This window comes from Sulfurimonas sediminis, assembly GCF_014905115.1.
Lineage (GTDB): Bacteria > Campylobacterota > Campylobacteria > Campylobacterales > Sulfurimonadaceae > Sulfurimonas > Sulfurimonas sediminis.
This window is the reverse complement of record NZ_CP041235.1, coordinates 519580-544572: the sequence shown is the minus strand read 5'-3', so window position 1 is coordinate 544572 and position 24993 is coordinate 519580. Positions and strand designations below refer to the sequence as shown.

At 36.5% G+C, this 24993-nt stretch carries 32 protein-coding genes and 1 tRNA gene; 15 read left to right on the top strand and 18 right to left on the bottom strand.

Annotated elements, in window-relative coordinates; all coding sequences use genetic code 11:
* Positions 1-44 precede the first annotated feature (44 nt).
* From FJR45_RS03065 to FJR45_RS03055, 3 genes are all read left to right on the top strand, one after another.
* Positions 45-299: a helix-turn-helix domain-containing protein gene (locus FJR45_RS03065; protein ID WP_193151294.1), complete on the top strand. Its 255-nt coding sequence runs from the start codon at positions 45-47 to the stop codon at positions 297-299.
* 242 nt (positions 300-541) lie between these two features.
* Positions 542-760, top strand: coding sequence for a hypothetical protein (locus FJR45_RS03060; protein ID WP_193151293.1), 219 nt, complete (start codon positions 542-544; stop codon positions 758-760).
* Positions 747-917, top strand: a complete 171-nt coding sequence (locus FJR45_RS03055) for a hypothetical protein (RefSeq protein WP_193151292.1) — start codon at positions 747-749, stop codon at positions 915-917. The genes FJR45_RS03060 and FJR45_RS03055 overlap by 14 nt, the downstream gene beginning before the upstream one ends.
* Before the next feature lie 830 nt (positions 918-1747).
* Here the strand turns inward: FJR45_RS03055 and FJR45_RS03050 are convergent.
* On the bottom strand, positions 1748-1966 hold the full coding sequence (locus FJR45_RS03050) for an XRE family transcriptional regulator (RefSeq protein ID WP_193151291.1): 219 nt from the start codon (positions 1964-1966) through the stop codon (positions 1748-1750).
* 150 nt (positions 1967-2116) lie between these two features.
* On the opposite strand from FJR45_RS03050, the gene FJR45_RS03045 reads away from it, so the two are divergent.
* The 6 genes from FJR45_RS03045 (at position 2117) to FJR45_RS03020 (ending at position 4799) form a co-directional block, all read left to right on the top strand.
* Positions 2117-2272, top strand: coding sequence for a hypothetical protein (locus FJR45_RS03045; protein ID WP_193150850.1), 156 nt, complete (start codon positions 2117-2119; stop codon positions 2270-2272).
* Positions 2272-2430, top strand: coding sequence for an SH3 beta-barrel fold-containing protein (locus FJR45_RS03040; protein WP_193151290.1), 159 nt, complete (start codon positions 2272-2274; stop codon positions 2428-2430). The genes FJR45_RS03045 and FJR45_RS03040 overlap by 1 nt, the downstream gene beginning before the upstream one ends.
* A 203-nt stretch (positions 2431-2633) precedes the next feature.
* A complete protein-coding gene (locus FJR45_RS03035; protein ID WP_193151289.1) occupies positions 2634-2825 on the top strand; it encodes a hypothetical protein in 192 nt (63 codons plus the stop codon).
* Positions 2818-3234, top strand: a complete 417-nt coding sequence (locus FJR45_RS03030) for a replication protein (protein ID WP_193151288.1) — start codon at positions 2818-2820, stop codon at positions 3232-3234. The genes FJR45_RS03035 and FJR45_RS03030 overlap by 8 nt, the downstream gene beginning before the upstream one ends.
* Before the next feature lie 380 nt (positions 3235-3614).
* The gene (locus FJR45_RS03025) at positions 3615-3905 is read left to right on the top strand and encodes a hypothetical protein (RefSeq protein WP_193151287.1); all 291 of its coding nucleotides are present in this window, start codon (positions 3615-3617) and stop codon (positions 3903-3905) included.
* Positions 3906-4364: 459 nt separating this feature from the next.
* Positions 4365-4799 carry a SprT-like domain-containing protein gene (locus FJR45_RS03020; protein WP_226966463.1) on the top strand — a complete coding sequence of 145 codons (435 nt, stop codon included), beginning with the start codon at positions 4365-4367 and terminating at the stop codon, positions 4797-4799.
* A gap of 5 nt (positions 4800-4804) precedes the next feature.
* Here FJR45_RS03020 and FJR45_RS03015 read toward each other — a convergent pair whose 3' ends face one another.
* Entirely contained in the window at positions 4805-5488 is a 684-nt protein-coding gene (locus tag FJR45_RS03015; RefSeq protein WP_193151286.1) for a hypothetical protein, read from the bottom strand.
* Between the two features lie 101 nt (positions 5489-5589).
* Positions 5590-5664 (bottom strand) — tRNA-Val (locus FJR45_RS03010).
* Positions 5665-5872: 208 nt separating this feature from the next.
* Here FJR45_RS03010 and pckA point away from each other — a divergent pair.
* Positions 5873-7462: a phosphoenolpyruvate carboxykinase (ATP) gene (gene pckA / locus FJR45_RS03005; protein WP_193151285.1), complete on the top strand. Its 1590-nt coding sequence runs from the start codon at positions 5873-5875 to the stop codon at positions 7460-7462.
* 31 nt (positions 7463-7493) lie between these two features.
* Here pckA and FJR45_RS03000 read toward each other — a convergent pair whose 3' ends face one another.
* The gene (locus tag FJR45_RS03000) at positions 7494-8054 is read right to left on the bottom strand and encodes a DedA family protein (RefSeq protein WP_193151284.1); all 561 of its coding nucleotides are present in this window, start codon (positions 8052-8054) and stop codon (positions 7494-7496) included.
* Positions 8055-8070: 16 nt separating this feature from the next.
* Positions 8071-10053: an excinuclease ABC subunit UvrB gene (gene uvrB / locus FJR45_RS02995; protein ID WP_193151283.1), complete on the bottom strand. Its 1983-nt coding sequence runs from the start codon at positions 10051-10053 to the stop codon at positions 8071-8073.
* A 136-nt stretch (positions 10054-10189) separates the two neighbouring features.
* Here uvrB and FJR45_RS02990 point away from each other — a divergent pair, with 136 nt between their 5' ends.
* Positions 10190-10567 (top strand): group III truncated hemoglobin, encoded by a 378-nt coding sequence (locus FJR45_RS02990; RefSeq protein ID WP_193151282.1) that lies wholly within the window; start codon positions 10190-10192, stop codon positions 10565-10567.
* A gap of 5 nt (positions 10568-10572) precedes the next feature.
* On the opposite strand, the gene FJR45_RS02985 is transcribed toward FJR45_RS02990, so the two are convergent.
* Positions 10573-11715: a BaiN/RdsA family NAD(P)/FAD-dependent oxidoreductase gene (locus FJR45_RS02985; RefSeq protein WP_193151281.1), complete on the bottom strand. Its 1143-nt coding sequence runs from the start codon at positions 11713-11715 to the stop codon at positions 10573-10575.
* A 228-nt stretch (positions 11716-11943) separates the two neighbouring features.
* Between FJR45_RS02985 and rimO the strand changes: the two genes are divergently transcribed.
* Together rimO and tilS are read left to right on the top strand one after the other, a co-directional pair.
* Positions 11944-13269, top strand: coding sequence for a 30S ribosomal protein S12 methylthiotransferase RimO (rimO, locus tag FJR45_RS02980; protein ID WP_193151280.1), 1326 nt, complete (start codon positions 11944-11946; stop codon positions 13267-13269).
* Positions 13250-14242: a tRNA lysidine(34) synthetase TilS gene (tilS, locus tag FJR45_RS02975; protein WP_193151279.1), complete on the top strand. Its 993-nt coding sequence runs from the start codon at positions 13250-13252 to the stop codon at positions 14240-14242. Before rimO ends, tilS begins: the two co-directional genes overlap by 20 nt.
* On the opposite strand, the gene FJR45_RS02970 is transcribed toward tilS, so the two are convergent.
* From FJR45_RS02970 to FJR45_RS02935, 8 genes are read right to left on the bottom strand one after another with little or no spacing between them, the layout of a single operon-like run.
* The gene (locus tag FJR45_RS02970) at positions 14188-14745 is read right to left on the bottom strand and encodes a hypothetical protein (protein WP_193151278.1); all 558 of its coding nucleotides are present in this window, start codon (positions 14743-14745) and stop codon (positions 14188-14190) included. The genes tilS and FJR45_RS02970 overlap by 55 nt on opposite strands.
* Entirely contained in the window at positions 14735-15268 is a 534-nt protein-coding gene (locus FJR45_RS02965; RefSeq protein WP_193151277.1) for a hypothetical protein, read from the bottom strand. The genes FJR45_RS02970 and FJR45_RS02965 overlap by 11 nt, the downstream gene beginning before the upstream one ends.
* A complete protein-coding gene (locus FJR45_RS02960) occupies positions 15265-16302 on the bottom strand; it encodes a DUF8341 domain-containing protein (protein WP_193151276.1) in 1038 nt (345 codons plus the stop codon). Before FJR45_RS02960 ends, FJR45_RS02965 begins: the two co-directional genes overlap by 4 nt.
* Positions 16296-17132: a tyrosine-type recombinase/integrase gene (locus FJR45_RS02955; RefSeq protein ID WP_193151275.1), complete on the bottom strand. Its 837-nt coding sequence runs from the start codon at positions 17130-17132 to the stop codon at positions 16296-16298. Before FJR45_RS02955 ends, FJR45_RS02960 begins: the two co-directional genes overlap by 7 nt.
* Positions 17113-17568, bottom strand: a complete 456-nt coding sequence (locus FJR45_RS02950; protein WP_193151274.1) for a hypothetical protein — start codon at positions 17566-17568, stop codon at positions 17113-17115. Before FJR45_RS02950 ends, FJR45_RS02955 begins: the two co-directional genes overlap by 20 nt.
* Positions 17558-18181, bottom strand: a complete 624-nt coding sequence (locus tag FJR45_RS02945; RefSeq protein ID WP_193151273.1) for a lysophospholipid acyltransferase family protein — start codon at positions 18179-18181, stop codon at positions 17558-17560. Before FJR45_RS02945 ends, FJR45_RS02950 begins: the two co-directional genes overlap by 11 nt.
* On the bottom strand, positions 18174-19478 hold the full coding sequence (gene miaB, locus FJR45_RS02940; RefSeq protein WP_193151272.1) for a tRNA (N6-isopentenyl adenosine(37)-C2)-methylthiotransferase MiaB: 1305 nt from the start codon (positions 19476-19478) through the stop codon (positions 18174-18176). Before miaB ends, FJR45_RS02945 begins: the two co-directional genes overlap by 8 nt.
* 10 nt (positions 19479-19488) lie before the next feature.
* On the bottom strand, positions 19489-19734 hold the full coding sequence (locus tag FJR45_RS02935) for an HP0268 family nuclease (protein ID WP_151900953.1): 246 nt from the start codon (positions 19732-19734) through the stop codon (positions 19489-19491).
* Positions 19735-19904: 170 nt separating this feature from the next.
* Here FJR45_RS02935 and nusA point away from each other — a divergent pair, with 170 nt between their 5' ends.
* Positions 19905-21041, top strand: coding sequence for a transcription termination factor NusA (gene nusA / locus FJR45_RS02930; protein ID WP_193151271.1), 1137 nt, complete (start codon positions 19905-19907; stop codon positions 21039-21041).
* A 259-nt stretch (positions 21042-21300) separates the two neighbouring features.
* On the opposite strand, the gene FJR45_RS02925 is transcribed toward nusA, so the two are convergent.
* From FJR45_RS02925 to FJR45_RS02910, 4 genes are all read right to left on the bottom strand, one after another.
* On the bottom strand, positions 21301-22260 hold the full coding sequence (locus FJR45_RS02925) for an ABC transporter permease (RefSeq protein ID WP_193151270.1): 960 nt from the start codon (positions 22258-22260) through the stop codon (positions 21301-21303).
* A 7-nt stretch (positions 22261-22267) separates the two neighbouring features.
* The gene (gene hepT / locus FJR45_RS02920) at positions 22268-22675 is read right to left on the bottom strand and encodes a type VII toxin-antitoxin system HepT family RNase toxin (protein WP_193151269.1); all 408 of its coding nucleotides are present in this window, start codon (positions 22673-22675) and stop codon (positions 22268-22270) included.
* Positions 22665-23039, bottom strand: a complete 375-nt coding sequence (gene mntA / locus FJR45_RS02915) for a type VII toxin-antitoxin system MntA family adenylyltransferase antitoxin (protein WP_193151268.1) — start codon at positions 23037-23039, stop codon at positions 22665-22667. Before mntA ends, hepT begins: the two co-directional genes overlap by 11 nt.
* A gap of 113 nt (positions 23040-23152) precedes the next feature.
* A complete protein-coding gene (locus FJR45_RS02910; RefSeq protein ID WP_193151267.1) occupies positions 23153-24448 on the bottom strand; it encodes a hypothetical protein in 1296 nt (431 codons plus the stop codon).
* Positions 24449-24555: 107 nt separating this feature from the next.
* Here FJR45_RS02910 and FJR45_RS02905 point away from each other — a divergent pair, with 107 nt between their 5' ends.
* Positions 24556-24972, top strand: coding sequence for a hypothetical protein (locus FJR45_RS02905; RefSeq protein ID WP_193151266.1), 417 nt, complete (start codon positions 24556-24558; stop codon positions 24970-24972).
* Positions 24973-24993: the final 21 nt, after the last annotated feature.

The following is a 24993-nucleotide window of genomic DNA, read 5'->3' as shown; positions in this document are numbered from 1 at the left end:
TAATGGCGTTGAAGGGTGGGTTTGGATATTCGCACAGGGAACTGATGAAAAAAGCCAAGAGTATGTTTTTGCTTGATAGGAGTAGCTGGAAAACAAAACTTACATGTAAAGAACTAAAAGAGGCTCACGCAAAAGGTGGACATATTGCAGTAGAGAAAAAAAGAGAGAAGTTTAAAGTTAAAAAAGATGAGGGCATAGAGTTACGAAAGAGAGGCTTAACACTGCAACAGATAGCTGATGATTTACATGTATCACTAAGAACAGTTAAAAGCTGGAAATTAGCAAAAGTGCAAAAATAACCTTTTTATATTCTCACTCTCTTTTCTCTCTTTTACTTTCTCTTTCTCTCACTTCATCATCTTCTTAGTGTTGAGGCGTAGAGTATAGTAAGCAGTAGTGACCATATTGACAACAGCTAAATGCACCATACGGTAAATACGAGGTTTAAGAGGTGTTTTTTAGCCTTATATTATGACAACAGCTAAATGCACCTTTTAGTTAAATTTAAGTTTCAAAAATAGAGAAAAAAGGACAAAAAAAGATGCAAAAAACAAATGAAAAAGAAGCAGGGAAAAAGTACGAACACTTTTTAATGTATGCACAACATAATTATACTTCACGAATAAATGCTGATGACCTGCTAAGTTTAGAAACCGCATTAATTTACAATTTGCAACAGGTACAAGAGGCGTTAAGCAGTCAGTACAGTGCAGACGACCAAAGAACAGTTAGGGAGGTATTAGAAGATGAAAGAAATTAAAATCACGCATATTCATCAAGGCAAAGATGACGAAAGCAGTTTTATAGAGTTTATCAAGATAGACAACGGCAAAACGCTACTCCTGCAATGGAATAGTTTTATCAAGCGGTATGATGAAGAACTTATAAAAGAGTTTAGAGCCTCAAAAGTGAAATAATGGCTTAGAGGTGCATTAAGGTACTCCTGGAGCATTATTTGAACGAGGGTAGTACGCACCGCACCATTTCACTATTTAAAACTTTTTTTCAAAGTGTAAAGGAATTGTATCATTTTGAAAGTTTCTTTAAATTGTAAGCATACAGGTGTAAAGAAATTTTGGTTACATGTAAAGGATAGTGTAAAAAATAAAGCCCTACAAGCCTTTTAATCCTCAAAAGCAGTAATGATACATCAAAAGTAATTTAAGAGGTTTTATGGTGGTTTTTTTGATGATTTTCGTATGATTAAACAAGAGAGGGAGCTACCCTCTCTCATGCTAAAACAACTTAGTAAGATAACCAAGTAGTAGCAGTAAGGTAATTACTTTTAGAAGCATAATACTCCTTTTTTCAACACTCCCACCCAACACTGCCCACTAAATGCCAAAAAATTAAGCAAAAAAAAAGGGATAAGACCGAAGCCCTACCCCTTACAGTGTTGAAATGTGGGAGCTACCCACGAAGTAATTACCTTACTTGATTGAAATTATAGCACAGGTTTGTTTAATATGTAGTAGTTACAAAGTTGTTATTCGTTTTACGGCGGTATTAGCGACACCTAAACGGTCGAAGATTTAACCAGCGTCAAAGTATAGAATATTGGAAAACCCATAAATGGGATTATATTCCTATTTAAGACTTCACAAAAAAGTGGAAGCAAACGAAAGCAAAACGGAAGCAAAGCTAAGCAGAATAGCATAATATCGGAATACTGACATCATAGAGGTGTCGAAAATTTAGCGACACCCCATAGAACGATAGCAGAACTACTCAAAGTTCAGAAGTTGAACTACCCATTGCAAACATTAGCTTTTATAATCTCTTTTAACTCTTTGCACTCTTTGTTTTCTATGTAGAGGGTTAGCCAAGATTTGACCCAATAGGGAATACCTCTATCTTTATTGCTCCAATTATTAATGCCTTGCGTTGATGTACCTACAAGCTCACTAAACGATTTTTTAGTAAGTGAAGCTTTTTTTAGTAACGATTTAAACTCTTCATTATTCATTATGCACCTTTTTTATGTTTTATAATCAAAAGTATAACATAAATCACATAAATATAATCAAATAATTATACTTTAAGTTATTATTAATAATCATTAGATTATACTTTTAAAATAATAACTAATCAAATGATTAGAAAAAGGCTTAAAAAAATGAAAACACGACTCACACTAAACGACATCAAAGATGAAGTAAGCAAAGAGGAGCTTTTAGAGATTATCGGGTTATCTCTTGACGCTGGTATCTCTATCGAGGAAGCAATATCGGAATTTATCGAAGCAAATTACAACTTAGAGGAGGTAGCATAATGCAAGTATCAAGATACAAAGTTGATGAGATTATTAAATCAACTCACGGCAAGATTTTTAGTTGCGAGTTCATCAAAAAAGATGGAAGCATTAGAAAAATGGTAGCACGATTAGGAGTCGCCAAAAATCTAAAAGGGGAAAGAACGGGGCAAGTGTAAAGAACAGCTTAATAACTGTTTGGGATATGGTAGCAGGTGGTTACAGAATGATTAACCTATCTACACTCACAGCTTTAAAAGTTGCGGGTGTTACTTATAAGGTGGTGTAAGATGAAAATAAAAGTATTTACATGTAACGGCTACAAGATAGTAAGTGTTTTAACATTTGATGATATTAAAAAAATATCTGAAAGGTTTGAAAGATGGGAGTATATAACATAACGATAGACATCACACAGCAGACAGCAGAGGCACTCATAGAGCTTGATAATAGATACTTCTTTGATTTATTCAAGCCTATAAGAGAGAACGAGGACGAGGAATACAAATACCGTGATGCTATTTACGAAGTGGCACAAAAAATTAAACATACAGGGAGAAAAGAAAATGAGTGAACCACAGCAGATAGTATTTGACCATAACGGAAAAAAGTACAAGATTGATGAGTTTTACAAAAGCCTATTATTTCAATTCATAATGGACTCTAATTTTTTAAGAAATGAAAGAGATTTGCTACTTGTAATAAAAAGAAAAACTTTACACTTTGGGAAAGTTAGCGACCATTTGTCCTTTAGTTGGTTAATGAAAGCAACAGGGTTAAAAAGAGTCACTTTGCGGAATACCATTAACACGGCAGAACAGAAAGGACTTATTACTATAAAAAAGTCAAAAGGTGGCAGAATAGACAGTGCTACAAAATATTCAGAGTATAGAATTAGTAGCACAATGTTGCAGTATGTAGGCAAAGAATGGCTAAAAATAAAAGATGGCGAGGGGTTCGCAGAAAGTTACATTTATGAATAGGGGGCGATTTTTTCGTACCCTTTAGATAAAGGGGTCGATTTTTTAGCAGTCTAAATTTTAGTAGTCTAAAAAATCGACTACAACAAAGTAGTAATCCTTTACAAAGTAAAAAAGAAATACAAACGAGCTTTTATCTTTTTTTCTTTTTTAAAGAGCATTTATCTAAATGTTAAAGAGATAAGAGCATATAAGATTAGTTTTTAAAGTATATCTTTTGGCAGAATATAAAACCAATCAAATAGAAGCCATAGAAGCACTTTTGACTAAAAGGCATACTTAGGTATAGAAAAATAGATTTAATGGCTTGTAAACGCTTACAATGAGTTTTAGGGCTATAAAACAAACAGATAAAAGAATACATACAAAGATAGGATTAAAAAATGACAATTACAACAATGATACAACTAAGCAAAGAGATTACAAGCAAAACAGACAAGGAGATATTAGAACTTATAAGGCAACAGGTCGAGAACTTAGAAGTTTTTAAGGAATGGACTACTTTAATAACCTTTGAAGATTTTAGAGTGTTTTTATCAAATGAGATTACAAGAGGTACAACACATAAACCGAGAACTTTACAAAAGGGAACGAGTAAAGGTCTGTATGTAGCAATGATTAGAAGTGACGGAAATGTTAATATTTTGCTTGATGATTTTGAAGATGAAATTTAGGGTAAGGTTACGGCAAGGTAATAAACAAAATACCCTAAGATTACCCAAAGGTTTTATTGCAAGGTTAGTACAAGGTTAGTACAAGGTTAAAGCACATCAAGATTACATCAAGGTACAGGGTACATTCAAAAACTACATAAAAAAATGTTTTTGTTAATCGACCCCCAGTCACAATTTTCTCGGCTTGAATTTTCAGAAATAAAAATAGGTAACAGTGAAACCTATTGCAAAAGCTTTATGGTTTTGATATGCTATACTTCCTTAGAATTTGAAATAAAATATCTTAGTGACTTTAATTTTTAGGGGCTGATTTAGGGGCTTAATTTTATTTAACCCTTTATAAATAGCTAATATGCTACAAGTGTTATTCCGCACAGCTCCACCAAACAGGACTATAACATCTTTGGTAAAAAACTTGAATACACTTTTATAGCTGTCATCTTTATTTTTGGAAGTGTTTTGATTTTTAACGCCTACAAAAGCTATCAATTTAAACACAATCCTCTTCCACAAACATATATCAATCAAATACAGGCAAAAGAACAGGATGTTTTACAACACATGCAGGACAATTTTGGTTTCATCTACAGATTTCCAATTATTATTACAGACAAAGTGCCTGGAAGACTTTATGGTCTTACCTCTTATGAAAACGGAAAAATAAAGATATTTTTAAACAAAAAGGTCATGCAGGAGAGTATGCCTTATATGATTTCGGATGTAATCCCCCATGAATATGCCCATGCTCTTCTTTTTAAGCTCCATCAAAATGTTGCGGGAAATGGTGGGCACTCCAGACTTTGGCAAGAAACCTGTAAGAGTCTGGGAGGAAAAAACTGCAGGCGCTATGTAGATCAAAAAGAGATTATCATGTCAAAAATGCCCTTTAAGTAGTCTCCCTATTCGTCAATATCTCTTTGGGCGTCTTGAAAATAATATCCCGGAAATTCTATTTTTTGTAAAGATTTCAGGCCCTCTTCGTTTTCTATGACTTTATACAGTTCTCCATAAATAATCTGCGGTTCAAAAACAAAATTTTCTACAGTAGCTTTATTCTCCTGTGTTGCCAAAGATTCTGGTAAAAAGGTATCACAGACTACATCATAGTAACTCTCACGCAATAGATCATACTCATCCAGGTCTGTACTGCAGTCAAAATAGGAAAAGCTCATAGCCTCATCGCTGTTGTTCATTTCAAGACTCAGTATTATATTTGCTTTTCCCTGCTCTTTTCTTAGATATATTATATCGCCCTTGCATGCCTTTGTTAAGAGGTTCTTGATAGGTTTGAGTGTTTGATTGACCAATTGAAAACGCTCCATTGAAATTTCTTTCTCTTCACTCTCTTCATCAGCACATGCAAGATACTCAATATCTTCATCGTTCATGACTTTATATGTGCATACATCAGTCACAGCATCAAGTTCGCCGCTTTGCGCATAAGCATCAATCTCTTCCATAATGTTTTTTATTTCTGATTCTTCGTTGATTTCTTCGTTCTCTAAATTAAATTCCTCAAAAGTCCCGACATTGCTCAGACTTACTACAGAGATATTACCTTCGATTGTAATTTTTCTTTCCATTGTATACTCCTGTCTGTTTTTTATGATTATACATCTTTTGAAATAAAAAGCAATGGAACTTAAGTAACAAATATGTGATTTATTTATAAATTTTATTGGGATGGTGCTCGATACTGGATTCGAACCAGTGACTTTCACCTTGTCGAGGTGACACTCTACCACTGAGTTAATCGAGCTGTAGTAAATGAAGAGTAAAATTCTACCAAAAAATCCTTAAACCAATTTTCTTTTTCAAACTTTTTATGAATATCTTTTTCTTTTCTATAATATTTTGAAAAACAATCTATTTTACTTTTAATTTATGTTTAGAAGTAGTATAATTTCGTTCTAGAGATGATACACTGCTAAAAAGTATCAATTATTACATATACCACAAGGTAAACTATGAGCATAACAAAAGAATTAGAAGATTTAGGACTTAAAAATGTCGGAAAAATTTATCATAACCTTGACTATGATGAATTAATCAAGCATGAACTTGAAAATGGTGAAGTAAGAAAAACCAAAACAGGTGCAACTGCTGTAGATACAGGTATATTTACAGGCCGTTCACCCAAAGACAAATATTTTGTTGACCGTGAACCATCTAATAAATACATAGCATGGGGAGATGTCAATCAAAAAATCAGTGAAGAAATTTTCAATGAGCTTCTGGATCTTTCCCGTGAACAGCTTTCCGGAAAAAATCTTTATGTGACTGATGTATACAGTGGTGCAAGTCCCGCTTCAAAAAAATCTATTCGTTTTGTAACAGAGATTGCCTGGCAGTCTCATTTTGTTAAAAATATGTTTATTCGCCCTACTCCTTCCGAACTTGAGTCATTTAAATCTGATTTTACTGTTTTAAATGCCTGTAAAGCTGTCAATGACAAATGGAAAGAACACGGCATGAACTCTGAAGTTTTTGTTCTCTTTGATATAGAAAGAAACATGGCGATAATCGGTGGTACATGGTATGGCGGTGAGTTGAAAAAAGGTATCTTTTCAATGATGAACTACTGGCTGCCGCTTGACGGAAAACTCTCCATGCACTGTTCTGCAAATGTTGGAGAACGCGGAGATACTGCTCTGTTTTTTGGTCTTAGCGGAACCGGAAAAACAACACTTTCAACAGATCCGAAACGCGCCCTCATCGGTGATGATGAACATGGCTGGGATGATTACGGTGTCTTTAACTTTGAGGGGGGATGTTATGCAAAAGTCATTAACCTTGATGCAAAAAGTGAACCTGAAATTTACGGTGCAATCAAAAAAGATGCACTTTTGGAAAATGTTGTCATGCATGATGACGGTGAGGTTGACTATGATGACGGTTCCAAAACCGAAAACACCCGTGTTTCCTATCCTATTGAACATATAAAAAACCACAAGCCTGACCTAATGGCAGGACACCCTGAAAATATTATCTTTCTCTCTGCCGATGCGTTTGGTGTACTCCCTCCGGTTTCAAAACTGACCCGAGAACAGGCAATGTACTACTTCCTCAGCGGATACACTGCAAAAGTTGCAGGAACAGAACGTGGTATCACGGAACCTGTTGCAACATTCTCTGCATGTTTCGGTGAAGCATTTATGACGTTGCATCCTACAGTATATGCCAAACTTCTCGGCGAAAAAATCGACAAACATAATGTAAATGTTTACCTTGTCAACACAGGTTGGACCGGTGGAGGATACGGTGTCGGAAAACGCATGAGTTTAAAAGACACCCGTGCATGTATCAATGCCATACTTGACGGTACAATCAATGAAAGTGAATTTGATACAACAGAGACATTTAGACTGCAGGTACCTAAAACATTAGGTGACATCAACCCTGACCTTTTAAACCCTAGAAATGCCTGGGAAGACAAAGAAGCCTTTGACAGAACCCGCGACAAACTTGCAGATATGTTTGTAGAAAACTTTAAAAGATACCAGGATGCCGACAGTGAATTTGACTTCTCTGCAGCAGGTCCAAAGGTAGAAAAGTAAAAAGCTTTTTAGCTTTTTACTCTCTTTCAAGCTACTTTTTTTTCGTAGCCTTTTCCAGATAGATCCAAACTGCTCCACCGATAGTAAGCAAAATCACAGGAGCTATCCATCTGTTATCATTGATATACAGGGCAAACTTACTCAAAACAGCTCCGAAATAGTAACTGCTCAGACCAAATCCTAAAGCCCATACCGCTGCTGCAAAAACATTTAAAATGGCAAACTTTTTAAAGTCATACTTCGTCAGAGCAATGGCAATAGGCACAACAGTTTTCAGTCCATATATGAATTTTTGAATAAAAATAACCCAGTCACCATGTTTCTTGATCAAAATATGTGCTAATGCCAACTTTCTTCTGTGTTTTCGCAATCCCTCAACCATCATAGTTTTTTGATATCTTGTCAGCCAAAAAAGCAAAACATCGCCAAGAGCATTTCCCAAAAAGGCGATACTTATTGAAAGGGTTAAGTCCATTTTTCCCATAAAACTTAAAACGCCAGCTGCAACAATCCCAATAAACCCACCGCCTAAAGAGTATAAAAAAAGTCCTATATACCCATATGTTGCTAAATTACTAAATGTATCTTCCATCGTTGTTTATTTCCTCTTAAAGTTTTTTAATTTTTGTAATTTCATCACGCAGTCTTGCTGCTTCTTCAAAATTAAGCTCACGGGCTGCCTCTTTCATTTTTAAAGAAAGCTCTTTGATCATTGCTTTTCTTTCACTTGGCGGTATTTTATCCTGTTTTTTATATTTTTGATAGAGTCCCCCATGATCTTCAACTTTAAGATTTTCATCTAGAGCCCGTTTTGTTGTTTTTGGCGTTATGCCATGCTTCTTGTTATACGCTTCTTGAATTGCTCGTCTTGCATTTGTTTTGTCGATAGCTCTTTGCATAGAACCTGTCATTTTGTTTGCATACAGAATAACCCGACCATTTTCATTTCTCGCTCCGCGTCCTATAGTCTGCACAAGCGCCGTTTCACTTCTCAAAAAGCCCTCTTTGTCCGCATCCAAAATTGCCACAAGAGAAACCTCAGGCAAATCAAGACCTTCACGCAGTAAATTTATTCCTATAAGTACATCAAATTCACCCAAGCGCAAAGAACGGATGATTTGGTTTCTCTCGATGGTGTCTATATCAGAGTGCATATACTGTACTTTAATACCCAAGTCAGCCAGATACTTTGTCAAGGCCTCTGCCATTTTTTTTGTCAGCACTGTGATTAAAACCCGTTCGTCTTTGACAATGGTCTTTTTAATCTCATCATGGATGTCTTCTACCTGATTATCTGATGGTTTTATCTCTATAACCGGATCAAGCAGTCCTGTGGGACGAATAATCTGTTCGGCTTTGACCGCTGACATTTCAAGTTCATATTCAGAAGGCGTGGCTGATACAAAAAGGTAATGCGGTGCTTTGTTTATGTACTCATCTGCTTTTAGCGGACGGTTATCAAGGGCTGAAGGTAGGCGAAAGCCATAATCAACAAGCACCTCTTTTCTAGCTCTATCTCCTGCATACATCCCTCGATACTGTGGCAGTGAAACATGGGATTCATCGACAATCACAAGATACTCTTTATGGTTTTGCTCAAAATAGTCAAGCAATGTAAAAGGGGCTTCTCCTGGTTTTTTATTTGTCAAAAGTCTTGAATAGTTTTCAATTCCCTTACACATTCCGGTTGTCTGCAACATCTCCAAATCAAATTCGACACGCTGTTTGAGTCTTTGATACTCAACAAGTTTACCCTCTTTTTGAAAATATGCCAGCCGCTCATCGAGTTCTTCTTCTATGCGTTTGATAGCCACAGCCATTTTTTCCTGCGAAACACTAAACTGTGAAGTAGCATAGATCGTGACACTTTTATGCTCTTCAAGCTTTTTATTATCAATCACATCAAAAGTATAAATCGCTTCTATCTCATCACCAAAAAATTCAATACGAATGGCTTCTTGTTCAAAATAAGGCGGATAGATATCTAGACTCTCTCCGTTGACTCGAATATGTCCGCTGTCAAAATAGCTATCATTTCTCGAATAGCCCATTTCAACCAAACGAAGCAAAAGTTTTTTTTGTGCTATTTCATCACCTACTGCCAAAGCCTGCACCATATTTTGGTACTCTTCCGGGTCACCAAGACCATAGTTTGCAGAAACAGAAGCGATAACAATCACATCATCATAAGAGAGTAGATTTGCTGTAGCAGAAAGGCGGAGACGTTCGAGTTCATCATTGATGGCAGAATCTTTTTCTATAAAAAGATCCTGACGCGGGATGTAGGCTTCAGGCTGATAGTAATCATAATAAGAAACAAAATATTCGACATGATTGTTTGGAAAAAACTGACGAAATTCTGAGTAAAGCTGCGCAGCAAGCGTTTTATTATGCGTCATAATGATAGTCGGCATTTTTACATTCTCTATAACGCGTGCCATCGTATGGGTTTTACCGCTCCCTGTCACACCCTCAAGTGTCTGATAGCGGTTCCCTTTGAGTATGGAGTCGGAGAGTTTTTTTATAGCTGTCGGTTGATCACCTGCTGGTTCATAGGGTGATACTACTTTAAATTCTGGTTTCTTTTTCATTAATGGAATTATAGCCAAATGAGAGAAACATCAAAGGTTTATCTTCTTACCGCACAGTAATTCTGATTGATTTATATCAAGTAAACCTCTGCTATTATATAATATAATTTTATGCAAAACAGACAAACGAGGTTTTATGCAATACCAAACTATTACAAAAAAAAACATTCGCATTATGGTTGACCGCTTTTACAGCAGTGTGCTCAAAGACGATCTTATCGCTGATTTTTTCATTGAAAAGCTGGGTGATGAGATGATTTCGGACGAATGGCAGCATCATCTTAATCTTCTGACAGACTTTTGGGCATCAATGACAACAGCCGACAACAGTTATAACGGTACCCCTATAAAGCCGCACCTGGATATGCAGGGTCTTAACAGGGAAAGTTTCCAAAGATGGCTGGAACTTTTTTCTCAAACTATCGACAAACTCTATGAGGAAGAAACAGCCAATATTTTTAAGACCAGAGGTGAAATGATTGCAAAAAATTTCATAAAACAGTTGAAACTTTGAACTCTTTATTTTATAAATTTTGCACAGCTGTAGGCACTTGAAAATGCCCACTGAAAATTATAGCCCCCGAGTTCGCCCGTGACATCTACAACTTCGCCTATAAAATGCAGACCTTTTACTTTTTTGGATTCCAAGCTGTTACATGTAAGTGCATCTGCCAAGACACCGCCTCTGCTTACCTCCGCTTTACTAAACCCGAAGTTTCCTGCAGGAGCAAAGGTATAATTGTGCAATGCTTTTAATCTCTCTTTGTCATGTTGACTCAGTTTTGCACACTCTTTGTCTTTAAAATCTATCGCGGACAAAAGAGCTTTTGCAAGTCTTTTTGGCAAAGGGATAAGTGAACTCACCAGTTTTTTACTCTTTTGCAGCAAATCTAAAATATTTTTGTTGGGTAAAAAGTCTATGCTTATTTCCCCTTTTTTCCAATACAAGGAAGCAGAAAGTATTGCAGGACCGCTAATGCCTTTATGCGCAAAGAGCATCTCTTCTTTGAGCGTTTTATCTGCCACCTTTACATGTACATAGCAGCTCAGCCCGCTGAGCTCTTTCATCCAAAACTGCTCTTTTTGCAGTGTGAGCCCGACAAGTGCAGGCGTAAATTCTTTCACACCGATACCAAAGCTTTTTGCAATTTGCAACCCTATATCACTTGCACCAAGCGTTTGAAAACTTTTTCCGCCGGTGGCTACAACAACTTTTCTTGCCGTGTATTTGTTTTTGTCTGTCGCAACTGTAAAAAAATCTTCTGATTTGCTTACATGTAACACCTTGTTATTGAGAATAATTTCACTGTTTTTTGCATTTTTTTTCAACACATTGATAATATCATCCGAAGAGTTTTTACAAAAATAGTAGCGTCCTTTTCTCAGCTCCAACGCTACCCTGTTTCTGTCTAAAAAGTCCAATAAATCATCTTTACTGAACTGCTTAAAAGCTGCTTTCAGTAATCTCTCCTCACCGTCAAAATTATTTCTCTGTACACTGACATTGGTGATATTGCATTTACCTCCACCGGAAATTTTAAGTTTCTTGGCAGCTTTTTCATTGCCCTCAATTATAGCAATACGCATTTTTTTACTTAGACTGCCTGCGCACATCAATCCACTCGCCCCGGCACCAAGAATAATTACATCATAATTTTTCATAGGCTAATTATACGGTATAATTACACAAATATATTGTAATTTAAAAATAATTTTGATTTTATTGCCATTGCAAAACAAACTTAAGTAGCTTTTCGGAACCCGTACTTTAGTGCGGGCTGAGAGTGGAAAGGTTATTGCAACAGCCCGCACTAAAGTACGGGTTCCGAAAAGCCGCTTAGAAAATTAATTTTAAATTGCCATGAAACAAATACAATACAAAGAAGAGATATGAGCAACAAACTCCACATAGTTTCACTCGGATGTACCAAAAACCTGGTCGATACAGAAGTGATGATGGGAAAACTACAAAATTTTGAACTCACAGACAATAATGAAGAAGCCGATGTCATCATTGTCAATACCTGCGGTTTTATTGACGCGGCAAAAGAGGAATCACTCAATACCGTGCTTTCACTCCATGATGCACGAAAAGAGGATTCACTTCTTGTGATGACTGGCTGCCTGAGCGAACGCTATCAAGAGGAGTTAATGGAACAGATTCCTGAGGTTGACATCTTTACCGGTGTCGGTGACTATGACAAAATAGATGAGCTTTTGGTTGAGAAAAAGAGCCGTTTTTCTGATGAAGTGTTTTTGATAGACGGTGCTGAGCGTGTTGTCACAGGCTCGACATACCATGCCTACATCAAACTCTCAGAAGGCTGTAATCAGACATGCAGTTTTTGTGCAATTCCCTCTTTTAAAGGCAAACTCAACTCACGTGACTTGGATTCGATTGCCAAAGAGGTTGAAGGACTTGTAAAAAAAGGCTATTGGGATTTCTCTTTTGTTTCACAGGATTCAAGCTCTTACTTGCGTGACCAAAATATCAAAGACGGACTTTCTCTGCTTATTCAAAGAATTGAGCTGATTGAGGGTGTAAAATCTGCGAGAATTCTCTATCTCTACCCTTCAACTACAAGCATGAAACTTTTGAAAAATATTGCAAAAAGCAAAGTGTTTCACAACTATTTTGATATGCCTATCCAGCACATTAACGATGAGATGCTTCGCATTATGAAACGCGGATTTGGCAAAGACAAAACACTCGAGCTCCTCAACTACATGAAAAGCCTGCCAAACTCTTTTGTCCGCACAAGTTTCATCGTCGGACATCCGCATGAAACAGAGGCAATGTTTGATGAGATGTGTGAATTTGCCGCAAACTTCGGCTTTGACCGCATCAATGTTTTTTCCTATTCTGATGAAGAGACAACTTCGGCCTATGATATGCAAGATAAAATCTCAGAGGAAGTCAAAGCCGAGCGTGCACAGATTCTTGGAGATATAGCCGCAGAGTGCACAAAAGAATCTCTTCAAAAAGAGGTCGGAAAAACCACGCAAATCGTCATAGACGGGGAGAGTGATGAGCATGAGTATCTTTTAAGCGCAAGAGAACTTCTCTGGGCACCGGAAATTGACGGTGAAATTTATGTCAATGACAGAACGCTTGATGAAGATTTGGAGTTTGGCAAAATATACCCGGCAAAAATTACCGAGCTTGTCGGAAATATTCTCACAGCTACCGTAGACAATGCTCAAAAGCAAGACTAAAAAAGCTTTACAAACAACAAAAAACCTGTTGGCATTTTCTGCCGGAGGCGACTCTACTGCCCTGCTCTTTCTTCTTTTAGAAAATGACATCAAATTTGATATTGCCATTGTTAATTACGGCATACGAGAGCAAAGCAAAGAAGAGGCAGCCTATGCAAAAGCTCTGGCAAAAGAGTACGGCTTCAGATGCCATGTCCATCATGCACAAAAAATTACAGCTAACTTTGAAGCCAATGCCAGACAAATTCGCTATGATTTTTTTGAATCTCTTATACAGCAGCATAATTACGACACCCTCCTCACAGCCCATCATTTGGGAGACAGGTTTGAATGGATGCTGATGCAGTTTTGTAAAGGTGCGGGTTGTGTGGAACTTGCCGGCATGCAGGAAAAAACACAGCGTAACGGTTATATGCTTTACAGACCACTGTTACATGTAAGCAAAGAGGAGCTGCTTGAATATTTACATAAAAACAACATTAGGTATTTTGAAGATGCGAGTAATGCGAACGAAAAGTATACACGCAATATCTTTCGCCATAACTACACAAATCCTCTTTTACAAAAATATGCCCAGGGTATCAAAAAAAGTTTTGCCTATATGGATGCGGATGTAAAAGATTTGATAAAGGATGCTTCTTTACAAAAGATAAATGAACTCGCCTGCTTTAAAAAAACACCTACAAGAAGAAATGACATCTATCATATTGACAAATATCTCAAATCAATCAATCATCTCATGAGCGGCGAAGAAAAAAAACTGCTACAAACTCAAGACACTCTAGTCATAGGAAGAAAGTATGTGGTGGCAATGGTGGCAGAGTATATTTTGATTGCACCCTATATAAAGCCCGGCAATATGCCAAAAAACTTTAAAGAAAAAATGCGCTGTTTACATGTAGAGCCGAAATTACGGGGCTATTTATTCACAGATCCAGAAGCAGTAGAGTTTTTATCTTTGTTATTGGTATAAACTTTCATTGTGAATGATGATTTTATCATTTCTCCCTCACGCTTAAAATCTATAGGAAAATTGACGCCTATAATCCAGTCAGCCTTGTTGAGTGCATCTAAAAAATTATAGAAATTTTTTGGTGAACTGATTTTGGATGTTGTATTGACTTCATATGTTGCAAAACCCTCTTCATCTTTTGAGCGCTCCACTTTCATTACATGTAAGGATGAAAAAAAAGTTTTATATTTTTTTTCAAACCTGTCAGGATTAAATGTTGCATCAAATGCAGTGATGATATGTCTGTTTTTACTCTGCAAATCTTTGAGTGTTTTGAGAGTCTTGTCATAAAAATCCTGATATTTACGTAACTCTACATTCTCTTTTCGCAGCTCAAGCCTGGATTCACGATACTCTTTTCCTTTAGGAATAAGCAGTCCAAAAGAAAAAACAAGCACAAACAGCAACAGAAAAACAGATATTAGTAAAATATATAAATAATGACGGGAAATTTTAATTTTCACTCTCTAACCCCTCTGTTTGTGATTCATCCATATAGTTTGTCGATACAAACATAAGCCAGCCATTCTTTGCAGGATAAAAACTGCTGTATGTTTTATGAAAAATTGAGCGTAATGGCGCCTGGAGCATAAAATTATAGACATCTTTGTTTGGTGTTATACCATAGAGTATCAAACCGTTTTTTAAAAGTTGTGCCCGCGAAAGCGTGATGCGTTGTGGTACCAGGTCAAACAGGTTTGCGATAGAATCTTTTAAGACCATATTTTGTGTAAATACTTTTTCGGCTAAAGCCTTCTGCTTTTGAATAAAGCTTATTTGATTCTGCATCTGATTGATACTGGCTTCAAGTTCTTTTTTGTGTTCTATGATTGATTGCTTATCCTGTACGAATGTATAATCTTTATAAAGCAAAAACGAATATGTTGCAATAAGCATCAGCAGTGTCATCGCAAAAAAAGTAAAAACTATCTGCAATTCCGGTGTGAGAGGCGTCTTTTTTCTTGGTTTTATATAGCTGTATTTCATAAACCAAGCTCCAGCTTTGTGAGTTCACATAACTCGGCTCCAAGATCAGCCTGTCTTACATAAACATTAAAGAACATCTCTTCTTCAAGATACTTTTTCAAATCGTTTGTCACCCCTGCACCATCGGCAATATAGACATTCTCTACAAATCTGCTTTCATATTTTTCATCTTTGTAAAAATGTGAAACAGCCAGCTGAATGAGCGTAAACCGCTGATAATCTTCATTAAAAGATTCGTTTTGTTCATCTTCAGGCAATACATTTTCACTCTCTAACAGTTCTTCTTCGACATCTTTACTTTCTGAAAACTCATCAATGTCCTCAATTGAATCCAGGTCTTCAATATCACCAAAATCATCTAAAGAATCCAAATCATTCTCATCAACATTTATATCTTCCAGGTCAATACCCTCATCAAGATCCAGATCAAGGTTTGTATCAATATCTTCATCCATTCCTTCATGAAGTGTAATATCTTCAGCTTCATCAGACGCAATCATCTCCAGATGTTCTGCATAAAGAAGATTTGAATGTTCAAAAATAGCCACAGAAATCACATTGTTTTGGACAAGAACATACATTGCAAGATTTCCATTGATTTTATCCTGAAAAAAATTTGCCAGAAGAACAAAAGGAGAAAATATCATATCAACACCGATATCTTCATATTTGCGTTCTATCTCATAAATATCATTTTTTGCAGTATAAAAAGTCCATTTATTCTCAAAGCATTTGTATTTTGACATAGACAAATCAAAATAATGGTCTAACTTGTTTTTTTCACATGTAGGAAGGGCTCCCTGCACCAAAGATGTATCTAAAACAGCTATGTAAAAGTAGGGAGACTCTTTTATGTACTCAGAAATAAAATCATACATTTGTGTAGTGAGAGAGGTTGTCTGAAACTCAGAGTTTACTTCATCAATTACACCTTTTTTTCCGTACAATTCTATATGAACCAGGGTGCTCTCTTTTTGGGCAACAATATTCACAAGGACTTTAAGGTAAAAAGATTCCAGTAATCTGCTCAGCACTCTCTCTCCCCTAAGGGGTGTGCTTTGTTGTAATTTTGTTGTTTCAATGCACTGCCTAATTTTGTATATATCTGCGTTGTTGCCATCGAGGCATGTCCCAACAGTTCACTGACATCCACTATTGGTGCACCTCCGTTTAACAAAGAGGAGGCATAGGAGTGGCGAAGCTGGTGGGGTGTGACTTTCAAGGCTACACGCTTAAATATTTTAGTTATCATATATCTTAGACTATTTTCGCTTAATCTTTCGCCATTTTTTTCAAAAAGAAATTTTTTTAGCACAAAAGTTGACAAATATTCATCAATGAGTCTTCTTGTTGATTTGAGAAGCGGTATATCCCTTTGTTTATTACCTTTTCCTATAACCCGTATCCATTCACCCGAAATATTTTCCAGTTCCAGTAATGCAAGCTCAGAAATACGCAACCCCACAGTATAGAGCATGCTCACCAGCAGTTTTTCTTTTAAATCACACTTTTGCAAAGCTTCGACAATATGTTCATGGGAGATAGGTTTTGGCAGTGTCTTTGCGACCTTTATACTCTCATCCGCCTGCAGGGTTACATGTAAACCCTGTTCCTGTACAAATGCGACAAAACTTCGAACAGCACTTAATTTTTTACTAATTGTTTTTGCATTTAAACCAGCGATGAAAATCCTGTAAGGCATCAAATTTACAACAGTATGCCCATTTTCTTCCACTATCTCTATATGCCCAAATGCTTCATTCAGAACATCGGCATAGGTTTTTATCGTTAAATCGGAATAGCCTCTGTGCTCTTCCAGAGAGGTGAGAAAATCTTTTTTATATTTATCTATTGACTTTTTCAAGAAGCTTCTCAAAATCTTTATAATATTTTGCTGCTTCGCGTACCAATTTTTTATCAGTAATTACGCTTGGAGCAAGTTTTTTATAAGAATCCACCATTATCTCACTCATCAGTTTTATTTTGGCTCTGTCAGCATCACTTATGGTCTCTTTTGCTGCTATAAGATTAATCTCGGTCATATACTCTTTTGCCTGATCTATGTATTTTTTATACTTTATGGAGGTTTTGGACTGTGCCATTATTGTTGCAGCCATACGGTTGTATATATCTAAACTGAAGGCCTCATTGGCACGTTTGTAGGCTTCTTCATAATCACCAATCTCATAATAATATTTCGCTTCTATGGACTTTTCATAAGAGGGATTGAGTAAAAAGTAGATACCCATAATTACTAAAAAAAGAGCAGCCAAAGCCGGAAAAAAAAATTTATTGTTCATGTTTGAGTAACCCCTTTTTAATCAAGTCTCTGGCCTCTTCAAGTTCAAGCCCTTTTATATCCAGCAAATCACTGATATAGTAGGTAATTGTACCAAAAGGTTTGGGAATTACAAACTTATCCCATGAATTCAGCTGCCAGTAACTGCTCGGTTTGATCTCTACAAGGGTAATTTTCACATCTGCTTTTTGTGCCATGACGATAATCCCGTCAGCAACCTCGTGCCGTGGCCCCTTTGGTCCATCCGGGGTAATGCCCAGATCATACCCCTCTTTTAAAGCTTTTATCCCTTGCAAAAGCGCTCTTGCGGCATTACGTCTGCTTGAACCTCTAATGGTACCAAAACCAAAATAGCTGAGTGTTTTTGCGATAAGTGTGCCATCAAAATGATCTGAAATTATAAGTTTTACATGGGGAGTTTTTCTGTAGCGTAAGTAGGCATAGGGGATCATCAAAAGTTCCCCGTGCCAGCAAGCCATTATGAAGTTTTCTTCACCAAGTGCTGCAGGTGCATGAAAAACTTTTTTATTTGTAAGATAGAGCAGTTTTATAAGCAAAGAGCCTATAAAAGGAAGGAGGTAAAGCGCAAGAGAACGGCTTATCTTCTTAAGCAACGAGTTCGCCTGTTAAAATTGTTCTGCCGATAGAAGTAATTTTAACATCTCTAAACTCTCCTAACAACTCTTCACTCCCTTTGACTTTGATGACAAGGTTATTATCACTTCTGCCTGAAACAAAATTGTCTTTGTTTAAATTTTCAAAATAAACACGAAAAGTCTGTCCTAAATACTTTGCATTGATCTCATCTAAAAGTTCATTATGCAGTGATTGCAGATACGCAAGCCTCTGTGAGGCCACTTCCTCATCTACCGTATTTGTAAAATGCTGTGCTTCTGTTTCAGGACGAGGAGAATACTTGAATGAAAAAATCTGATCAAACTTCACCTGTTTCATTACATCAATTGTATCTGCAAAATCTTCATCACTCTCACCGGGAAAGGCTACTATGATGTCCGTTGATATACTGACTTCAGGACACTCTGCGCGTAATTTTTGCACACGGTTCAAAAACCACTCTTTTGTGTACCCGCGTTTCATATCTTTGAGCACTTTACTTGAACCGCTTTGCAGTGGCATATGCATAGATTTGCAGATTTTAGGGTTTTTGGCAAATTCTTCTATAAATTCATCATCCATATGGAAAGGATGCGGCGATGTAAAACGAATACGCTCTAAACCTTCAATTTTGGAGAGTCTGCGCAGCAACTCTGTAAAATTGACCTTTTCATGCTCACTCGATGAAAAACGCCTGCCGTAATTATTGACATTTTGGCCGAGCAGGAAAACTTCTTTGGCTCCATTGTTTACAGCGCGTTTTGCCTCGTTGATAATGAGTTCATCAGGAATCGAAATTTCATCTCCGCGTGTTTTTGGAACAATACAAAATGTACACCGCTTGTCACAGCCTATGGAAATGTTGATATATGCTTTATAGGGGGATGTTCTAAAATCATCAAAAGCAAATTCGCTCTCATCATAATTTATGTCTATTTCCACAGCTTTGTCTTTATGTAAAACTTCACCTATTTTAGAAACATTTCTTGCACCCAGAACAAAGTTTACATAAGGTGCCCGTTTTATAATCTCTTCTCCGAGATGAGAGGCGGTACATCCGCATACACCGATTTTAGCCGAAGGTTTTTTCCGTTTGTTGAAACCGCCGAGCTCAGAAAAAAGCTTATGAACAGGACGCTCTCTCACAGAACAGGTATTTATCAAAATCAGGTCGGCCTCTTCAAGGGTCTGTGTCGTTTCATAACCCTCTTTTTCACGTAACTGTGCTATCATATGTTCAGAGTCACGAGAGTTCATAGCACAACCCAAGGTTTCAATAAATAACTTTTTACTCATAAACTGCTCTTTAGCTCATGATGTGAACTTGGTACATGTAGTCATTGTCTGACAACCCGTACTTTACTTCACTCATATAAAAACTTTTACCCATTGCTTCGTAATGGTCTTGCAGTTCTAGTAAATCTTTATGTGAATTTTCTCTGTCAAAATAAAATATTATACTCTCGTTTTTTTCTACTTCTGCATCCAATTTAGCTAAATCAACTTTTTTCGGTTTTGCTTCTAAATCAGTTCTTGCAAATTTCAAATCCATTACTTATCCTTGTTTGTTATTAAAGTCTTGCATTATAGTAAATATCTACTAAAAATTGGGTTAAAGCTATTTTTAGTAGATTTTGGATACAATTATATACTTCAATTAAGAAATCCCCCGTCATAGCAATTATTAATGTCAGATTTCTTAAAAATACTAAGGAAATACCTATGGAAAAAATTTTAGATATAGCCGAAGCAATCGGTCATGAAAAGGGTTTGCAACCTGAAAAAGTAATGGAAGCACTAAAAACTGCTTTTGTACAAACTGCAAAACGTGTAATCGGACAAAACTTTGCTTTTGAGGCACATGTTGATGAAGATACAAAAAATTTAAAAATTATTCAGACAATCACAGTTGTTGCTGATAATGATGAAAAACTCCAGGATGAAGAGACTGCCCCCGCATATATATCACTTACCGAAGCAAAAGAGTATGATGATCAGGTAGAAATCGGAGATCAACTTCAAATTGACCATGACCTTGAGGACTACGGAAGAACAGCCGCTTCACAACTTCACCGTGAAATAGAGTACCATATACAAAGACTTGTGGAAGATGAAATTTACAGCAAATACAAATCAAAAGTAGGTACACTTGTCAGCGGTCGTGTCACACGTGTCGATGCACAAAACAATACATATATAGAAGTGGATGAAATTCGTGCAGTTTTACCAATGAAAAGCCGTATAAAAGGCGAAATCTTTGAAGTGGGTGATCATATAAAAGCGGTTGTAAGACGTGTAAATATGGACAAAGAAAACGGCATGCAAATAGAGCTTTCTCGCACTAGTCCAAAATTTTTAGAAGCACTCTTGGAACTTGAAGTGCCAGAAATTGCAGAAGGTTCGGTCATCATAGAAAAGTCAGCTCGTATTCCGGGTGAGAGAGCAAAAATCGCTCTTTTAAGCACACACCCGCAAGTGGATGCTGTCGGCGCGACAGTCGGTGTCAAGGGTGTACGTATCAATGCGGTAAGCCAGGAGCTCATTGGTGAAAATATTGACTGTATAGAATACACAACTATTCCTGAACTTTTTGTCTCACGTACTATGAGCCCGGCTATCATCTCTCATGTAGAAATTGTAAAAAATGAAGAAGGAGAAAATGAAAAAGCCATCATTACACTGCCTGCCGACCAAAAGAGCAAGGCAATCGGAAAAAGCGGTATCAACATCCGTCTGGCTTCAATGCTCACAGGTTTACAGATAGAACTCGTAGAAAATGATACTGTCACTACAAATGAAGACGGTACAGTAGAAGAGAAAAAAGAGAGTGTTGATGCGTTGGAGGCGCTTTTTAACTAGAAAAGTTTTCGGAATCGGTACTTTAGTGCCGACTGCTGTTCCTTGCCTGCCACTTTCAGCCCAGACTAAAGTCTGCGTTCCGTGAGATTCGGAATCGGTACTTTCTATGCCAAAGTATGACTTGTGAGAAAAACTAAATTTTTTCTGTAGTGCCGAGTGTTGCAACTTGTCTGCCGCTCCCGCCCGCACTGAAGTACGGGTTCCAAAATGATTGGAAATTCTCGGAATCGGTACTTTAGTGCCGACTGTTCTTGCTTGCTTATGTTCTATTCATATAAGGATTTAATTTCAACAAAAGTAGATCTGCTAACATATTCCCCACAAGTGTCAACAACGCCGTTATCATCAAAATCCCCATAATTATAGGATAATCCCTGGAGAGTGCAGAAATATAGAAAAGTTGTCCCATCCCCTCTATGCCGAAAATAGATTCCAAAATAACACTCCCGCCGATGAGTCCGGGCAAAGAAAGCCCCAACAGAGTTATAACAGGTGGCATCAAATTTGGTAAAATATAATACCGCAACAGCTCTTTTTTTTCTAAGCCACGGGCACGTGCAAAAAAGTAATAATCACTTTTGAGTATCTCCAGAGTCAGTGACCGGATGTAAATTATCATACTTCCCATGCCTGTAAAAATCATTACTGACACTGGCAAAGTCACATGCCATGCCATATCCAAATAATTTGCAAAGCCTTCTTTCGCCTCAATAGAATGAAGCCCGGCTATAGGAAACCACTCCAGTTTTATAGAAAAGAAGATGATAAAAAGCAGTGCAAGATAAAACGAAGGCATAGAAAAAGAGACCAAAGAGATTTGACGAATGATATAGTCGCTCTTTTTTTCATAAGAGAGTGCTGCTTTTATGCCAAGATACAAGGACAAAACAAAAACAACAACCAAAGAGATACTGTTCATCCAAAGAGTTACAGGCAAGCGTTTGAGTATCTCAGAACTTACATCCTGACCACTCACAAATGATATGCCAAAATTAAGCACAGCAATGTTTTTCACCCACGAAATATACTGCTGAAGAAGCGGTTTATCCAGTCCATACACAGCTTTCAGTTTTTCTATTGCCTCTTTCGTCATATTCGGATTCAGCTCTCCTGCTCCAAAAAAACTGTTTGGTGCGGCATGAATTGCTAAAAAAGAAATGATTGAGATGAGCAGTAACATAAAAAGAATGTAAGTGATTTTTTTCATAAAAAGTGTCATACTTCTGCTATAAACTCTTTCGTATATATTCAAGGTATAGTTTTATTTCACTTAATTTTGCAAGAGTACTTTCACAAATTTCTTTATAATCAATTCTTTCATAATGATGCGCTAAAAAGTTTCTAAAAGAAGCAATTTTCGCAAAATCATAGGCAAATTCTGCGGGTATTATATTATATTCGCCCAACAAATCTATACTTTCATAGTAACTGTTTGACTTTCTTAAATTTTTATATTTTATCATCATTTCTGCCAGCGCAATCGAACTATCGGAGACGAGATAAAGATAATGCAGTAAAGCACCTTGATAAATTTTATCGGCTAAGAATCGTTCTTTACAGTCAGCTTTTAAATCATCTAAAATAGCTAACAGCTCTTCAATGGAACGTATTTTTTGCTCAATTTTATGCAACATCTAACATTCTTTTAAAAATTTTATAATCTTGTATTTCATGCTCTTTCGCAAGTTCAAAGAGTATGCGTTCATCATCTTTTGCATCTTGAAGTATAATGCCTTCATTAAAAATATCTTCTAGTAAATCAAAGTTTTTTGCATTGTTTAATATAATTAAATCTATATCTTTATGTAAATTTATTTCTAATTTATGATGAATTTTTAATTTTGTATCAAAATTATTATACTCTTCTTTTACATGTACTGCAATATCTATATCACTTTTATCTGTTTGCGTATTTTTTGCATAAGAACCGAAAAGATATGCGAATTCTATTTCATTGATATTATGAATAATTTTTTTGATTTTATCTATTTTTGCCATAGCTGTATTATAGCATAAGTTAAAAAATCTATTTGTTTGGGTGATTTTGAGAGGGTGGAGAAAACTAACTCCCCTAAGGGAGCCAGTGAAAAGTTCTAGTATAAAAGTTTAGACTAGAAGTTTAAAGTTAAATATACTTGTAATAAATTAACAGCATCAGTACCTTTACCTAAATCATAATACACGTATGCTGCTGTTGCATCAAGTGCTCCGAATGATTTACTTGCAGTAAGTGTCATCTCAGTTAAGTCTTGAGAACTTACAGATTTAGCATGGTCTGCATATGTATAATATAAAGCAAAATCAGCAATACCTTTTACGGGAGCTTCTATGGTTAAATTATATGCTGTAGTATCTGCCATTGTAACTTGTCCATAATTCCACCATGCTTCTGTATAAAGTTTAGAATAACCAGAGCTTGTTGCCGTATTCGCTGCAGTTACAGCACCTTTATCATTAACTGATGAGTATGCAACTTTTACTGTAGCAATATCTTTTATATCATATCCTAACATTACAGCATAAGTTGTAGAAGCATCTGTTGGAGCTCCCAAGTAATTACCAGTTTTAGCAGATACAGAAGCATACTGTACACCGGCAATCATCCCTTTTACACCTAGTTGACTAGCATCTAAATCAGCTTGTAACCAGTAAGCATTTGCTAATCTTGTTAAATCATAGTACCATGCCTGAACAGTAAGTGGTTTAAAAGAGTTATTGATCACAGCTACTGCGTATGCTCCATCTTTAGCATATGTCGTAAATTTACCATCAGCATTAACAACTGGAGCACTTGCTAAACCTAAAGTATTAACTACGCCTCGATTATCTTGACCATACGTTTCTGTACCATTTCCATTACCAATAAATGCACCAACTAAAGTTGTATCAGGAATATCTTGATTAATAACTACGGCTGCTTCAAAAGTATTTTTTTCAATCGTCCACTTTTCTGTAAATGCCAGAGGTGTATCTAGTTCCATACGACCAATTTTTACTGTAGTTTTACCAGCAGTTGCTGCTAGCCATGCCTCATTCATCCAATTGGCATTTTCAACTTTTGCACCACCAAGAGCAGAACCATATGCAGCTTTAGTTCCAGTAGTAGCACCATGTGCACCACCCCATACAGCAGAAACTAAATTATTTTCTAAACCTAAAGTTGATAATACAGTGTAACCAGCACCGGCACTTACAGCAACAGTAGAATTTTTCATTAAATCAGTTGTAACATTTAAATTTAAAGCAGCATCTGCAGCGGATGCATCTTTATCAAAAAAAGAATTAGTTCCACGATCGCTAGTTTCATAAAATAATTTTGCATCACCACTAACTTTTGTGTTTTCAATTGCAAACGCACTTGAACCTATTAGTAGCGCTGCCACCAAACTCATTTTTGTAAATTTCATATTTTCTCCTTATCCTTTTACAAATTTCACGGGTAGTATAGCATAATCAACTCTTAACTTTTCATTAAAAAGATGAATTATTACATAAAACAAGATATAATTACAATATGAAACAATTAATTACAACAATGCTCGTATTATTTTCTTTAATAGTGTTGAATGGATGCGTAAATAGCGCACTTACAGTTCCATCACAAAACAGTGATTTAAATAAGATAAGTAACTCCAATGGTAAAGTAAAACCGGGATTAATGCAAAAAAATCTTGACAATTGGCTCAAAAACGAGTGGGCACCTACTGTAAATGAAGACAAAAAAGTGCAAAAGAAGTACATGAAAAAAGTAGACACTCAAGGTACAAACACAAGCAACGATACAGAAGAAAAATATGTAGAGGACAAGGAAAGAAACTTTACACTTCAAGAGTATGTTGACAAAGCAGCGGCTTATTCAAAAGCACACCCAAATGAGGGAAAGGATTCTCATGTGAAGAAGTTAGAAAGTATGCCTGTTATAGGGGACTAAGGCTTTTAAGCCGTTTCGCCC